General features: G+C 32.5%; 15 protein-coding genes. 10 read left to right on the top strand and 5 right to left on the bottom strand.

What is annotated here, in order from left to right; genetic code table 11:
* Positions 1–126 precede the first annotated feature (126 nt).
* The 5 genes from Q0783_RS03610 (at position 127) to Q0783_RS03590 (ending at position 5,715) form a co-directional block, all read left to right on the top strand.
* Positions 127–600: a hypothetical protein gene (locus Q0783_RS03610; RefSeq protein WP_298893399.1), complete on the top strand. Its 474-nt coding sequence runs from the start codon at positions 127–129 to the stop codon at positions 598–600.
* Between the two features lie 109 nt (positions 601–709).
* Positions 710–2,257: a serine hydrolase domain-containing protein gene (locus Q0783_RS03605; RefSeq protein ID WP_298893397.1), complete on the top strand. Its 1,548-nt coding sequence runs from the start codon at positions 710–712 to the stop codon at positions 2,255–2,257.
* Positions 2,258–2,261: 4 nt separating this feature from the next.
* On the top strand, positions 2,262–3,368 hold the full coding sequence (locus Q0783_RS03600; RefSeq protein ID WP_298893395.1) for a DUF2911 domain-containing protein: 1,107 nt from the start codon (positions 2,262–2,264) through the stop codon (positions 3,366–3,368).
* A 9-nt stretch (positions 3,369–3,377) separates the two neighbouring features.
* The gene (locus Q0783_RS03595) at positions 3,378–4,472 is read left to right on the top strand and encodes a hypothetical protein (protein ID WP_298893393.1); all 1,095 of its coding nucleotides are present in this window, start codon (positions 3,378–3,380) and stop codon (positions 4,470–4,472) included.
* A 10-nt stretch (positions 4,473–4,482) separates the two neighbouring features.
* Positions 4,483–5,715 carry a S41 family peptidase gene (locus Q0783_RS03590; RefSeq protein ID WP_298893392.1) on the top strand — a complete coding sequence of 411 codons (1,233 nt, stop codon included), beginning with the start codon at positions 4,483–4,485 and terminating at the stop codon, positions 5,713–5,715.
* A gap of 36 nt (positions 5,716–5,751) precedes the next feature.
* Here Q0783_RS03590 and Q0783_RS03585 read toward each other — a convergent pair whose 3' ends face one another.
* Genes Q0783_RS03585 through Q0783_RS03570 form a run of 4 tightly spaced genes read right to left on the bottom strand, consistent with a single transcriptional unit; the run spans position 5,752 to position 10,044 of the window.
* Positions 5,752–7,899, bottom strand: a complete 2,148-nt coding sequence (locus tag Q0783_RS03585; protein WP_298893390.1) for a hypothetical protein — start codon at positions 7,897–7,899, stop codon at positions 5,752–5,754.
* An 11-nt stretch (positions 7,900–7,910) separates the two neighbouring features.
* Complete coding sequence (locus tag Q0783_RS03580; protein ID WP_298753868.1) at positions 7,911–8,453, bottom strand: sigma-70 family RNA polymerase sigma factor; 543 nt, start codon at positions 8,451–8,453, stop codon at positions 7,911–7,913.
* Positions 8,454–8,501: 48 nt separating this feature from the next.
* Complete coding sequence (locus tag Q0783_RS03575) at positions 8,502–9,710, bottom strand: MFS transporter (protein WP_298893388.1); 1,209 nt, start codon at positions 9,708–9,710, stop codon at positions 8,502–8,504.
* A 10-nt stretch (positions 9,711–9,720) separates the two neighbouring features.
* Positions 9,721–10,044, bottom strand: a complete 324-nt coding sequence (locus Q0783_RS03570; RefSeq protein WP_298893386.1) for a TraR/DksA C4-type zinc finger protein — start codon at positions 10,042–10,044, stop codon at positions 9,721–9,723.
* A gap of 88 nt (positions 10,045–10,132) precedes the next feature.
* On the opposite strand from Q0783_RS03570, the gene Q0783_RS03565 reads away from it, so the two are divergent.
* On the top strand, positions 10,133–10,276 hold the full coding sequence (locus Q0783_RS03565; protein WP_298893384.1) for a hypothetical protein: 144 nt from the start codon (positions 10,133–10,135) through the stop codon (positions 10,274–10,276).
* A 2-nt stretch (positions 10,277–10,278) separates the two neighbouring features.
* On the opposite strand, the gene Q0783_RS03560 is transcribed toward Q0783_RS03565, so the two are convergent.
* Positions 10,279–11,073: a DnaJ domain-containing protein gene (locus Q0783_RS03560; protein WP_298753874.1), complete on the bottom strand. Its 795-nt coding sequence runs from the start codon at positions 11,071–11,073 to the stop codon at positions 10,279–10,281.
* 126 nt (positions 11,074–11,199) lie between these two features.
* On the opposite strand from Q0783_RS03560, the gene Q0783_RS03555 reads away from it, so the two are divergent.
* From Q0783_RS03555 to Q0783_RS03540, 4 genes are all read left to right on the top strand, one after another.
* A complete protein-coding gene (locus Q0783_RS03555; protein WP_298893382.1) occupies positions 11,200–11,607 on the top strand; it encodes a hypothetical protein in 408 nt (135 codons plus the stop codon).
* A gap of 116 nt (positions 11,608–11,723) precedes the next feature.
* Positions 11,724–12,134, top strand: coding sequence for a BrxA/BrxB family bacilliredoxin (locus tag Q0783_RS03550; protein ID WP_298893380.1), 411 nt, complete (start codon positions 11,724–11,726; stop codon positions 12,132–12,134).
* Between the two features lie 84 nt (positions 12,135–12,218).
* Positions 12,219–12,962: a lysophospholipid acyltransferase family protein gene (locus tag Q0783_RS03545; RefSeq protein ID WP_298893378.1), complete on the top strand. Its 744-nt coding sequence runs from the start codon at positions 12,219–12,221 to the stop codon at positions 12,960–12,962.
* Positions 12,959–13,618, top strand: coding sequence for an HD domain-containing protein (locus Q0783_RS03540; protein WP_298893376.1), 660 nt, complete (start codon positions 12,959–12,961; stop codon positions 13,616–13,618). Before Q0783_RS03545 ends, Q0783_RS03540 begins: the two co-directional genes overlap by 4 nt.
* Positions 13,619–13,621: the final 3 nt, after the last annotated feature.

The following is a 13,621-nucleotide window of genomic DNA, read 5'->3' as shown; positions in this document are numbered from 1 at the left end:
TAAATTGGTTTTATAGTCCCTCTTGTTAAAAAAATCACAAACTTATATCCTGTTTTTTGAAATCAGGAGTTTTAGAATGCCTAAGTAAACTAGTTTTAATCACGATTAACAAAAACAATGTGATTGATGAAATATATTAAACTTTTCATACTTGTAGTGATTGTGAACACCAATTTATCAACTTATGCACAACAAGCAAAAGACGATACTAAACAACTAGAAGATTTAGTGAATTCTATTTCTGAAGGTGTGAATATGAGAAATCATTCTATGATTCTTAATGCATTCATACACCCATCGGCACTTATTTATTCAACTTATGAAGGAGTGTCTGTTGGAGGCCATTCAATTAAATCTAATACAGCCCAAGGATTAGCAGATTTTATAAAAGATTCAAATGACATTATAAAACAGCAATTTGATTCAGTTAAAATAGAGAAGATTTTTAATGGGAGAGCTGTGGTGACTACTTATTATTATGTAACAATTAATGGTAAAAAATCTCACAAAGGAGAAGAATTTTATTCTGCTGTAAAAACGAAAAAGGGATGGAAGTTCATTTCCTTAATGTTTACACTAGAAGCTTGGAAAGATCAATAGAGAGTAAAGTTGTTAAATCTCTCACAATTTTATGTCCAGCTTTAAAAAATCAATACATAACTATAGATGTGAAGTCCTAGTTTCGTATCCAATCAAAAAAACGTTATAAATGAAAATTAAATTACCAAACTACAGTACAATTTTACTTATTTTAACCTTTTTCGTAACCTGTTCTGTTGCCTACTCACAAGAAAAAGCATATGCTGAAAAAATTGACGATTTTATTGAAAAGGTAAATGAAATGTTTCCAGATGTTCCTGCCTTGGGAGTTGCTATAGTCAAAAATGATAAACCAATACTCGTAGAAGGATATGGCTATGCCGACTTGAAAAACAAAAAAGAAGCCGATAAGAATACATCCTTTTATATTGCCTCTACAACGAAGTCTTTTATAGGTATTCTTGCAACATTATTAGAGTATGAAGGCTTATTAGATTTATCTGCACCTTTAACTAATTACAAACCATTTAAAACATTGTCTAACAAAGAAGTGTTTGAAAAAACAACGATTGCTGAGTTGCTCAATCATACCAGTGGTTTAACAAATAACTTTATCACTTTTAGAAATTCGTATTTGGGGAATTTATCTCAAAAAGATGCTATAATGCTTTTAGATAATGCGACCAAAATAGGGGAGAAAAAATTTGAATACTCTAATATTGGCTATAATCTACTTAGTATTTTATTAAAAGAAGAATTTGGTAAGGATTGGAGAAATCTATTGGATGAAAAATTATTTGTACCATTACAAATGAATCATACCTCGGCATATATATCTAAAGCTACCAAAGAAAAATGGATGTTAGCCAAACCTTATATAGCACAAGAAGAGAAGGGTCCCAAAGAATATTCTCATAAGACAGATAACACAATGCATGCGGCCGGAGGATTAATATCTTCTGCTTCAGATGCAGCAAAGTGGTTATTATATAATATAAATCAAGGAAGCGTTGGCGAAAAACAAATTAGTGCATCACAGGTTTTAGAAAAAGCACATAAACCTAGTGTGAAATATATCAAAGAAAAGGGGCAAATATTTCAAGGTTACAGTTATGGAATGGGATGGCATAATGGAACCTTTAAGGATAAAAATAAAGTGATTTATCATTTTGGAGGGTATAATGGTTTTCAATCTCATATTTCGTTCATGCCTGAAGAGAAAATAGGGATTGCAATTTTTACCAATGAAGAACATTTTGGAGACAATGTAGGTAGTATTATTGCATCCTATGCTTATGAAGTATTGTTAGACGAGAACCCAAATGAGGAAATTTATGAGCAAAAATTAGATCATTTAGATGGATTTCAACTCAAATTAGTTGAGAATTTTTCAAAAAACAAAGAAAAGGAATCCTATTTTGAATGGCGACTAACAACATCGTTACAGGCATTTACAGGAAAATTTTATAACAAATACATGGGCATTATTAGAATTAGAAAAAAAGACGATGCCTTGTATATCAGATTTGGTGAATTGGAAGCAGAAGCAAAGGTTTCACCAAAGATCAATAGTATGCGAGTTGAGCTTATACCTAATCGTCCAATGACCTTATCTTTTAAAGTAGATGATACTCATCATACTATAAAAGAAATAAATAGTGGTGGCTTAACTTTTAAGAGAATAGAGATCAAAGAAATACAATCACAAAAAAACTAATTAAATGACATCCAAAATTCTAACAATTTTATGCGCAATTGCATGCATTTTTAATAGTCATGCACAGCGCTCAAACCCATTTCATACATTAAATACACCTAGCAGTAGCCCTCAAGTACTAGAGATGCAAAAGTTAGGCGTAACACAAATAGAAATTAATTATCATAGTCCAGCGCTAAGAAATAGAGATGTTTGGAATACACCTGGAGTGATTCCTCAAAATGGAACTCCAATTGCTTGGAGGGCTGGAGCAAATATGAATACAACAATATCATTTAGCACAGATGTGTTTATTGAAGGACAACCATTGTCTGCTGGGACCTATGGTTTTCATATTGTTCCTAACGGAAATGAATTTAAATTACTATTTGCTCATAATAACAATCAATGGGGAAGTTACTATTTAGATACCAATAAAGACATCACTTTAAGTGTTGATGTATCTGGAGTTAGCTGCCCAAAATCTGAACAACTAGATTATGAGTTTTTAAATAGAACCGAAAATAGTGTCGTTATTGGATTAGAATGGGGAGAAAAGAGAATACCATTTACTGTAAGTGTAGATCTAAATACAACAGTGGTAAAAAGTTTAAGAAAGGAATTAAGAGGTATTAATACGTATCGTTGGGAAGCCTGGAATGATGCTGCGAGTTGGTGTTTAAATCACAATACAAATTTAGAAGAAGCTTTAACCTGGGCAGAGCGCTCTATTTTAGGCGGCTATAATGGTTTTGGAGCTAATAAGAATCTTACAAATCTTACAACTAAAGCGAGAATACAACAAAAACTAAATAAAACCGAAGAGTTACAACAAACAATTATAGAGGCATTATCTACTGTAGGTACGGCATACGATATTAATACATTTAGCATGTTTTTAATACGAAACAAAAGTTTTGATGAGGCTTTGCAGTTAAGTGAAATCGGACTTAAAGACAATCCTAAAGTATGGTATTTAATGCTTAATCATGGGATATCTAATTACTTCCTTGGAAAGAAAAAAGCTGCGGTAAAAATGCTAGATAAAGCACATCAAAACACTCCAGATTCTTATAAATCATATGTGGGTAAAGTTTTGGATGATGTTAAAAATGGGACATACAAATTATAGCTTAAGTCAATGGATTCAAAATATTTAGTTATAGCTCTTTTTAGCATATACTTGTTTAATTGTGTCGAACAAAAAGTGCCACCAAAAGTGAAGTATTATACTAAAATTGTAGGTATTGTCTCACCATTTATGGATTATAATCTTCAAGGAGATTTAAAAGGCGATACATTAAATGTAGTCAATTATTATAGAGTAGAATATGATAATGATTCTCAAATTTCAAATATTGCCTTTTATAAAATGGGAAAAAAAAGTGAGGACAGTTATTTTGGGACACATCGAGTCATGTATCACTACGAGAAAGGAAAATTATTAAGACAATACTTTAATGCAAATGGTTTTAAAAGTAACATGTCTAGACACTATTATGGTGGTGGAGATATTCATATAGAAGAGTTTGATCTGGATCCATCTGATAATAAAAAGCGACTTGTATTTAAAGACTCCACTATGAAAAGAGTTGAGACAGGCCTTGCAACTTATGAGTACGTTTGGTCTGTAAAAAGTAATGATAAATTTATACAAAACCAGTACAAAAAGAATGGTGCTCGAAATTATTTAACCGCTTATTTCCCTTTTTATAAATCTGAGATTACCGTAGACCATAGAGGATATTTATACAGTATATCAAACATTGACACACTTACAAATACCTTAGCTATACATGAGTCTGCTGGTTACGCAAAGGTTCTTTTTGATTTTGATGATTATGGAAATGAAAAGGGATGGCGGTTTTATAATGTAGAGGGGAAATTATCCAACAGAAAACCTTTTCTCAACATGGAGCATGGGTATGCACAATGTCTCTATGATTTCTCTTATCGAAATCAAAGATTAGGATTTTTACGCGCATTTTCAATGCGTCTTTATGACGCTAATAATCAGCCAGTGAATAGTAATTTAAATATACATAAAACACATTTTACAATTAATGATAATGATGATATAAGTGCTATAGAATATTTTGATGCATCCCTAAATAAACAATTACATCCAGAGTTTAACTATCATAAAATAACGATTGATTATCAAAATAATGGTGAAGCTCCAGTTGTAAAAACCTATGATGACAATGATTTAGAGATTATAAGAAAAGGAACATAATAACTCACTAATGCTAAATTCAATATTCAAAAAATCACCAGTAATAGTTCTTTTTTTCGTTGTATTCATTTCGCAAACTTCATATGGTCAGTGGAAATTTGCTGATAGTATTAATATGACTTCCGAAAATTATAGTTTAAATTTCAATGAAATCAATGATATTGTAAAGAAAAAATACAGTCATTTAAAGCGCAAAAAAATAGACTTAGATGCTTTGTTTTCAAACGTTAATCAAAAAATTTCTGTTTCAAAAACCAAAGAAGAATACTTTCAATGCTTGTTATATTACTTTTCTGAACTCAAAAACTCTCATAGTCGTCTTTTTTTAGATGATTATGGCATAAACTGTTCTGCAAAATTAATTCAAAATCGTCTTTTTTTAGAAAGGATAGAGGATAATACTTTTATTGAAAATGGAATACAATTTGGTGATGAAATTGTTGAAATTGATCATATTCAAATGTCGAAGTGGTTAGAATCTCAGCTCAATTATATCAGTTCGTCTACTTATGAAGGCGATATAAATGCAGTGGTATTGTTTAAAGTTTTTAGTTCTACATTTAAAGACGTTAGGACCTACAGTATTAAAACTTCGAGTGGAATAAAACAAGTAAAAGTAAACTTAGTAAATCCTGCCGATTATTCACACTTATTGTTTAGAAATCAACGAAAGGCTAGTGGTAAAATATTAAACAAAGAAACGGCATATATAGAAATTAAATCTATGACAGGTAAGGTTGTTCAGGATTTCATAAAAGTTTACGACACCTTAAATAATTACCCAAACCTAATTATAGATATAAGAAGAAATTCTGGAGGTAATTCTGACTACAGCGAACAAATCGCTAGTTATTTAATACATAAACGCATGAGAGCATGTGTGTCAAGAAAAAAAATAAACCCAAAACCAAACAGCTATAAAGGAAATATTTATGTGCTAACAGATGTTTTTACAGGGTCGGCAGCCGAAAGTTTTGCTCTAGATTTACACGAAAGTGGAAACGTCGTTTTAGTTGGAAGCCAAACAAATGGTGATACGGGAAACTTACCAAAAGTTTTTACTACATCTTTTGGTTTGTCCTTTAGTATTCCAATCCGAAAACCAGTTCAGATTTCTTTCAAAGAATTTCCAATGGAAGGAATTGGAATACCTCCGCATCATAGCATAGAACAAACCATTAAAGATTATGTAAATAATATTGATACTGTTTTAGAATATACTTTAAATCTCATTGAGAAATGAATAACTTCTAAAATCGCATAAAATAATACCTATGTATTAAAGACTACTGTTTAATTTCTCCAACACTTGTTTTAAGTCTCCAATACTAACTTCCTTAAAATCAAAATCAAGTTGTGGATTTACCTTTGTCGTTGTGTCTATGGTATCGTAATAGAGTTTTCCGTTTTTGCGCTTAATAGCAACAAGAACAATCGGCTCACCTGCACCAACAGTTTGAAAATCATAAACTCCATTGGTGTACCAACTTGGTAAAACCGAATTCATAGATTTAAACACCATACTTATACTGGCACCATCTGCATTTTTAATTTTGAGCTTGTATTTGATACGTTTAGTTCGTCCATTGATAAAACGATCACAATTGATCCATCCTAAATTTGACGTTTTCAAAACATAATAACTCACATCTCTGGATGATATATCCGAATTGGATTCTTCCAATAATTCGTCAAATTGATTAGCGGTAACGGCAACTCTTCCTGCCGAAAAGGTTTGCTTTGGTACAACTCTGATTATACTGGTTGTCGTAGGTATTTTTTTGTCATCCCAAGGGATTCGTACAACATGTCCACCTCGAGTTATTGAGTCATCTTCAAGAATTTTAAACTTAGTACCTTGCATTTCAAATAATGGTTTTCTAAGAACAAAACGTTTATTATTCATCACATCAAGTTCCCGAATTAAGCGTTGCTTCTTGTAGTTTTCCCATTCCATAATAAACAGCGAGTCTACTGGGAAATCCTTGTCGTGCATTACTTCTCTAATGAGCTCTACCATACCACGACGTTCTGTGTATATGGTATCCATTTCAATAATAGGCTTTATGTTTAAAGGATCAATACTAACTGCTATTGGATTTGTAGATATACTATCCAAATTAGAGAATCGTGTATTAGTATTCGTAGATTCACCCTCAATAGTAAAAACTATAGGTAAGGAGTAAGGCACAATTACTGTTCTACCACGTTGTACTCCTGGATTGAATTGTGGTAAGAGATTAAGTACGCGATCGGCTTCTTCGCTTAGTCTAGGATGTGCTGCACGAGTTTGAATAAAGACTACATTCCCACCTTGATCGATTTTAAAAATACAGTTGATACGCTGTTTGCCAGATAACCCTAAACTAATACCTGTTTCAGTATTAAAATTCCGACTAATAAATTTAGAGATAGCATTTTCGGTACATTTTTTTCTAGTCTCATTGTCTTCGGCCTCACAACCTGGAAATGTTGGAACTTGCTCTACAATAGCAAATGGAACTTCTACAGTTTCTTCTTGGACTATTAAACCATCTATAACGTCGCTCTGAAGTGTCCAATTGATATTATCATTTGACCATTGCCCAGAGAATAATTGCATTTCTGGTTTTTTGTTTGTCGTCGGAAATTGAATCTCAATTGGTGTACCATCCTTTAATTCTAATGCAGTGCCATTTTGCTTGGCTTCTATATAAAGCATACCACCAGTTTCTAATTGTTTTCCATTGGATACTGTTGAAAGATTTGCGAGTAATATATCTGATAATTTGTAATACTCTGTTACGTTTAGGTTGATTTTACCAGTAACAATTTGCTGTGTGTTTGGATTGATGAAAGTTCCTTTTTTGATTTTTAAAATGGTTCCTTCTTTGCACTTAATTATCGTATCGTTAGTAACATCGATTTTAATGTTTTGAGGCTTCTTTTGGATATTGACTTGTGTTTCGGAGATACTTCCAAACTTTTTGTTAGTGGTAGTTGTGGTATAGCTAATCTCAACTTCAGAATCTGTTTTTGTGCTATCTGTTTTTACTTCAGAATAATCAACTGTAGTATCATGCTCTGCTTTTTTAGTTGATACAGAATCTAGAAGTATGGTATTTAAACTATCGTTGTTTGAAGCTGGTTCAATTTCCGAAGTATTAAAAACTATAGTATATAGCATTACTAAAGCTCCAATTACAATGATTGAAATCCCTGAAATTTTTATCCACTTTTGGGTAGTGTAAGCGCGTTTCGCTTTAAAGATATCTTCTTTAATTTTAATACGCTCTAATCCATTTACAAAAACAATATGCTCTTTGTAAAGTGTATTAAATTCTACATTGGTCTTGAGCTTATTTTCAAAGTTTAGTTGCTCCTCTTTGCTTAATAAATTGTTGAGGTAACTGTGAATGAGTTCTATATGTTGGTTATAAGTTTCCATGCTTTTTTGATTTAGGATTGAACCGATTTTAATTTGGTTTTATAAATGTCTTTTGCTTTTTGTAAGCATTTGTACTTCTGATTTTTTGCAATTTTTGAAGATTTAAATTGCATTACATTAGCGATATCATGAAATGACATGGCCTTGTGGTAAAACAGTTGTAGTAATTGTTGACATCGTTTTCCAATTTCTAGAAAAGCATGTTCGGCAAGTTGGTATTTTTTTTCTTCTATAACAGCTTGAAATACTTCAACTTCTTGCGCATTGAGTTGTTGTAATTGCTGTTTCGAGAGGTTTTTTTGAATATCTGACCACACAAATCGTGATACCGAATAGAGATAGGTATAAAACGACGAGGTTAATTTAAAGTTTGAGGTTTCTAAATTTCGATTTAAAATGATTAATGCTTCTTGAAACACATCATTGGCATCTGCTTTATTTCCGCCTTTGGAGAGCACAAGCTTCTCTATTCTTGGATAAAGGCGATAGAGTTTTTTAAACGCCTTATCACGCTGACCGTTTTTAAAAAGTACTAAAATGTCTTGATCACTCATACATGCTTTTACTTATTAATGGTCAAAAGCTCAAAAGGTCTCCTAAAATTATTCTATTAATTCATGTTCAGACAATACATTTTGATCATCTCTTTTTTGAAAAAACCACATTAGTATGGAAATTAACCCATAAAATGCAAGTGCGAAAGTTATAGCAATTAATATACCAGAAGGGCTAATTTCATCAAAATAATCTCGAATATTAAACGCTATTTTATTGAATATGAATATCGGAATAGTGACTAAGCTAAATATTATAGCTAAATATTTTGGATTTGTATAACGTGTTATAGTAGCATATAGCATAGGTCCTAAAAAAGTTTCACCAATAGACAATAAGATAAATGAAAATAATAATGTTGATGTATTACCGTCAGAAGGGTTTTCAGGAAAATAAATGAGTAGACTTATAGCAAAAGCAGACAAAATTAATCCGATACAAAATTTAGAGAATTGATTGGTATAAACAAATGTCCAAATAATAGTAAGTAAAAACCCGAGAACAATTCCAACAATTACGGGTATGTTTTGCATTATAAAACTGCTTGATTTTGAACCATATGTATGAGAATACATGAGTTCTGCTGACGCGTCATATGAAGCCCAAAAAACTACTGAAAATACAAGAGCGGCAAAAACAAAAATAAAACTTTTGATTTTGTCATTATCTGTTTTGTTTTTGTCGTACGTTGGTTTTGAGTCAATAAGAAAATAGGCCATCAATGTGGATATAATTAACAATATACCGCTAAAAACAAATCCATAAGCCATGTATTTATTAGCAAGTAAGGTAATAATTGCAACACCTAAAAATGCACCAAAATTTATAAAGAAGTAAAGTCCTGTAAAACCAGAGTCAACAAGCTTTGGTTTATTTGAATATTGCTTGCCAAATTGCGCTAATAGATTAGGAGATAACAATCCATTTCCAATAACAAAAAAGATAATTCCAATATAGAAAAATGATAATGTTGGAATACATAGTATAAAACAACTAAAAGCTTGCAATAAGCCACCAATTAATAGTGCTAATTTATTACCAATAAGTAAATCCCCCAACAGAGCTCCTAATAATTTTGATCCATAGAAACTTGAGGTAAGGATGCCGTAAAAATAAAGGGCTTCACTATTGGTCATCTGGATACTTTCGCTAACCATATACAATACAATAATAGATCTCACTCCATAATATGAAGCTCTTTCAATTCCGTAGGAAATGGCGTATAAAAAAGCATTTAGAGAATGAGTTTGCTGCATAATTTATAAATTATCTCGCACAGTTAACACACAATAAACTTTCAGGTCTTATCAAGATTCTCCCAACTGGTATTTGCTGTTTACATTTCAAGCATAAACCAAAGTCGGTATCATCAATTTTTGACCATACACGTTTTAAATTATTGAGTTTGATTTCAGCTTGTCGTAATGAGGCTTCATTAACACTTTTGTTATTTATGGCATCCATTCTACTCACACGACCAATGGCATCATTTGGAGAAATGGGCTTGGTAAGTTCTTTATAATGTTCTATTGATGCTTCAGTTTTAGAGATCTCCTCCAAAATAGTTTGTTTTACCTGTGCTTTATCCATAGCGATCCATTATTTGATGATTCTAAAATAAGCTATAAAAATGAAAGTTCTATATTTAGCAACGACTATAAGACCCTAATATACTATTATGAAACTCATTGAATATGTTACTGGTAAAGGCGGATTTATGATTCTTGCCTTAATTGTGGTTGCTGTATTTATCTACAGGAAATACAAAGAAAAACGCTACTATAAAGACGTTGAAAAGCGTATAAATAATAAAGATAAATAATATTAAAAGCCACGTTCCTTCTGCAATTGCTCATAAGCTAATTGCACTTGTCTGAATTTTTCTTCTGCGCCTTTTTGATGCTCTTTTCCTAAATGAATCACTTTATCTGGATGGTACTTTTTTGCCATCTTTCGATAGGCTCTTTTAACTTCGTCATCTGTTGCATCTTTAGTAATTTCTAAAATCTTATAAGCATTATCACTACTATTGTAGAACATGGCTTTAATGCTTCCATAGTCACGAGTACTTATCCCTAAATACCCCGAAATCATATAGATCTGTGACACCTCGTTATCAGTAACCATACCATCTGCCTTTGCTATTCCGAAGAGAAAATGAAGCAGTTGCAATCGTGAAGAGTGATCCATCATTTGCTTGATTTGCAAGCACACTTTACGCGTAGGGATATTTTGTTTATTGATGTTTTTAAACAATTTAAAAGCGTGATTGGCTCTTTGTTTTCCATACATACTTACAAATTGCTGACGCACATAATCCAATTCACGTTGATCTTGAATACCATCGGCTTTGATAATAACAGATGCTAATATTAAAAGGCTCACTTCAAAATCCCCAGATTGTGTTTGTGGTCTTGTACGTGTTTGCGTTCGCGAACGCGAACGCGATGTTGACTGTCTTGAACGTCTTTGTTGCTTCGGATTTCCTTCATTTAATAAAAAGCCACTTTGTTCGGCTGCACCATCAATTAAACTTCCAATAGCGAGACCAATTATAGCGCCTATAGGTCCGCCAAAAGACCATCCTAAAGCACCTCCTACCCATTTTGCAAAACTCATGTACGACTGTTATTTATTGTTGATTTCAAATATACTATTTGTTAGTAGATTTTTTTAGATTTTGTTACGATTAGACGCAACCTTTTTAAGGTTTTAGTATCTTCTTAGTATAAAATCGATTGTATTATGAAATCCTATATTTATCTATTGATATTTACAATGTTCGTGTTTTCGTGCAATAATGACGATGATGGTGCATCAAATAATGAATCTACACTACATGGCGAATGGTCTTTGGTTAACGTATCTGGAGGCTTGGCTGGGATAGATGATGATTTTCCAGTAGGATTAATCACTTGGGATTTTAATCTTAATGCCCAAGAGTTAACTGTTACTAACACTAATGTTGAACTTGTAATTTATGATGGTCTACCAACAGGTACTTATGATTATTCTGTAATGACTTCAACAGGAAGTGATGCAACGATAGTAATTAATAATGTTAATTATGCTGTAGTTTCGATAACATCAACAAGCCTTGTATTAGATGAAGGTGTTGCAGCAGATGGATTTTTACTCACCTATATGAGGTGATGATCTGCTATTGAAAACTTAAATGGTACCATTCAAACTGCTTACCGATTAGTGCATTCTTCGCACTATTTTTGCGTATCTTTGCAATTCAATAGTAATAATTAAAAAACAAAAATATGTATCCAGCAGAATTAGTAAAACCTATGCGTGAAGATTTAACCAACGTTGGTTTTGAAGAATTACAGACAGCTGAAGCTGTCGAAGCTGCTTTAGCAAAAGAAGGAACAACCTTAGTAGTTGTAAATTCGGTTTGCGGTTGTGCAGCTGCCAATGCTCGTCCTGGAGCGAGACAGAGTTTACAAAATGCAAAACGCCCTGACCATATCGTTACGGTTTTTGCAGGTGTAGATAGAGAGGCTGTAGATGCAGCAAGAGCACATATGGTGCCATTTCCTCCAAGCTCGCCAAGTATGGCTTTATTTAAAGATGGTGAATTAGTTCATATGTTAGAGCGTCATCATATTGAAGGTCGTCCAGCAGAATTAATTTCTGAAAATTTAATGGATGCTTATAACGACCATTGTTAAAGAGCATTGCATAAAATAGTATATAAAACCACGATTTGATCGTGGTTTTTTTGTGTATTATTTTCATTCAATTAATTTTACAACATGCAAAAAATACTAGCTTATCCTTTAACCGTTGTCTATTTTATAGTCTTTGGATTAACCTTACTTATTTTTCACCCGATACAGTGGTTTTGCTATAATGTTTTTGGATATCAAGCTCATAAAATTTGTGTTGATGCACTTCAATTTTGTTTAATGCGATGCTTAAATGTTTTAGGAACTCGGTTTTCTTGGAATAATGACTATGAGATTCCTAAAAACAAACCATTACTTATCGTTTCTAATCATCAAAGTATGTATGATATATCACCAATAATGTGGTATATGCGACGACATCATGTGAAGTTTGTTGCTAAAAAAGAATTAGGAAAAGGATTTCCTAGTGTGTCGTATAATTTGCGTCATGGCGGCTCTGTATTAATAGATCGTAAAAACCCAAGACAAGCCTTACCTGCAATGGTTACTTTTGCAAAATATATAGAGGATACCAATCGAGCAGCAGTTATTTTTCCTGAAGGAACACGAAGCAAGACAGGTGAACCAAAACAATTTAAAACAAGAGGGCTGGAACTCTTAATGGAAAACACGCCATCTGCACTTATCGTTCCTATAACTGTAAATAATTCATGGAAAACATTGCGATATGGTAAGTTCCCAATGGGAATAGGAAGTTATATCAAATTTAAGGTACATCAACCTATTGATTTGTCTGAGGTAGAGGACCATAAAAAATTAGTCAAAACAATAGAGAATACAATAACGAGTTCTATAATTCTAAAAAAATGACAGAGGCACAACACCACCAAATTCAACTCACTAAAGCATTTGTGAAAACAACATTAGAAAATGCAGAAGGCGGTCATGATTGGTTTCATATCCTAAGAGTCTATAATAATGCCTTACTTATCACTAAGGACGAAATTGTTGATGAGTTTACAGTAGCGTTAGGCGCTTTGCTTCATGATATAGCAGATAGCAAATTTCATAATGGAGATGAAACTGTTGGTCCTAAAAAGGCACGTGAATTTTTGTTTGGTATCAATGTAGATTCGGTAGTCATAGAACATGTTGTTAATGTCATTGAGAATATTTCATTTAAAGGAGGCAACCAAACTCAAAAATTTAAATCACCAGAATTAGATGTCATTCAAGATGCGGATCGCTTGGATGCGATAGGAGCCATAGGAGTGGCTAGAGCTTTTAATTATGGAGGATTTAAAAATCGAAAACTCTTTGATCCATCTATTCAACCAAATTTAAATATGAACAAAGAGGAATACAAAGCCTCTAAAGCTCCAACAATTAATCATTTTTATGAAAAGCTATTGCTATTAAAAGATAGAATGAATACCAATACAGGCAAAAAAATCGCAACCGATAGACATAAGTTTATGGAACAGTTTTTAGATCAGTTCTATGCCGAATGGGATGGAGAAAAGTAAAGG

This window comes from uncultured Psychroserpens sp. (assembly GCF_947500255.1).
Lineage (GTDB): Bacteria > Bacteroidota > Bacteroidia > Flavobacteriales > Flavobacteriaceae > Psychroserpens.
Note: the sequence above shows the minus strand (reverse complement) of the source record. Positions and strands in the feature narration are given on the sequence as shown.

What these genes read in the sequence shown, in the direction of transcription:
- Q0783_RS03565 (WP_298893384.1), top strand. Translation starts at nt 10,133, where the DNA reads ATGAAACTCATTGAATATGTTACTGGTAAAGGCGGATTTATGATTCTT.
- Q0783_RS03580 (WP_298753868.1), bottom strand. Translation starts at nt 8,453, where the DNA reads ATGAGTGATCAAGACATTTTAGTACTTTTTAAAAACGGTCAGCGTGAT.
- Q0783_RS03560 (WP_298753874.1), bottom strand. Translation starts at nt 11,073, where the DNA reads ATGAGTTTTGCAAAATGGGTAGGAGGTGCTTTAGGATGGTCTTTTGGC.
- Q0783_RS03540 (WP_298893376.1), top strand. Translation starts at nt 12,959, where the DNA reads ATGACAGAGGCACAACACCACCAAATTCAACTCACTAAAGCATTTGTG.
- Q0783_RS03570 (WP_298893386.1), bottom strand. Translation starts at nt 10,044, where the DNA reads ATGGATAAAGCACAGGTAAAACAAACTATTTTGGAGGAGATCTCTAAA.
- Q0783_RS03610 (WP_298893399.1), top strand. Translation starts at nt 127, where the DNA reads ATGAAATATATTAAACTTTTCATACTTGTAGTGATTGTGAACACCAAT.
- Q0783_RS03595 (WP_298893393.1), top strand. Translation starts at nt 3,378, where the DNA reads ATGGATTCAAAATATTTAGTTATAGCTCTTTTTAGCATATACTTGTTT.
- Q0783_RS03605 (WP_298893397.1), top strand. Translation starts at nt 710, where the DNA reads ATGAAAATTAAATTACCAAACTACAGTACAATTTTACTTATTTTAACC.
- Q0783_RS03575 (WP_298893388.1), bottom strand. Translation starts at nt 9,710, where the DNA reads ATGCAGCAAACTCATTCTCTAAATGCTTTTTTATACGCCATTTCCTAC.
- Q0783_RS03590 (WP_298893392.1), top strand. Translation starts at nt 4,483, where the DNA reads ATGCTAAATTCAATATTCAAAAAATCACCAGTAATAGTTCTTTTTTTC.
- Q0783_RS03550 (WP_298893380.1), top strand. Translation starts at nt 11,724, where the DNA reads ATGTATCCAGCAGAATTAGTAAAACCTATGCGTGAAGATTTAACCAAC.
- Q0783_RS03555 (WP_298893382.1), top strand. Translation starts at nt 11,200, where the DNA reads ATGAAATCCTATATTTATCTATTGATATTTACAATGTTCGTGTTTTCG.
- Q0783_RS03585 (WP_298893390.1), bottom strand. Translation starts at nt 7,899, where the DNA reads ATGGAAACTTATAACCAACATATAGAACTCATTCACAGTTACCTCAAC.
- Q0783_RS03600 (WP_298893395.1), top strand. Translation starts at nt 2,262, where the DNA reads ATGACATCCAAAATTCTAACAATTTTATGCGCAATTGCATGCATTTTT.
- Q0783_RS03545 (WP_298893378.1), top strand. Translation starts at nt 12,219, where the DNA reads ATGCAAAAAATACTAGCTTATCCTTTAACCGTTGTCTATTTTATAGTC.